Genomic DNA, 340 nt, shown 5'->3' on the forward strand with positions numbered 1-340 from the left:
CTCACCAGAGATAAGTTTAGTCAGGTAAGTCTCTTGCTGCTCAGGTGTTCCGTGCTCTTCAAGTGTTGCACGTGCACCGTGAGATAAACCAGGGTACATACCCCATGCCCAATTAGCAGTACCAACCATTTCACTGAGAATGATGTTGATCGATTCTGGAAGACCTTGACCACCGTGCTCAACAGGAGCGTTCATTGAAGGCCATCCGCCTTCTACGTACTGCTGATATGCTTCTTTAAAACCAGTCGGCGTTTTAACACCGTCTTCGCTCCAAGTACAACCTTCTTGGTCACCTGATTGATTAATAGGTGCAAGAACTTCTTCACAGAACTTAGCGCCT

The 340-nt window shown here is 47.1% G+C and carries 1 protein-coding gene; it reads right to left on the reverse strand.

Going from position 1 to position 340, the window contains the following annotated elements; translation table 11 throughout:
* Positions 1-340 (reverse strand): acyl-CoA dehydrogenase family protein (locus A3738_RS10490; protein WP_197473787.1); only part of this gene is annotated, 340 nt, incomplete at both ends.

The organism is Oleiphilus sp. HI0066 (assembly GCF_001635725.1).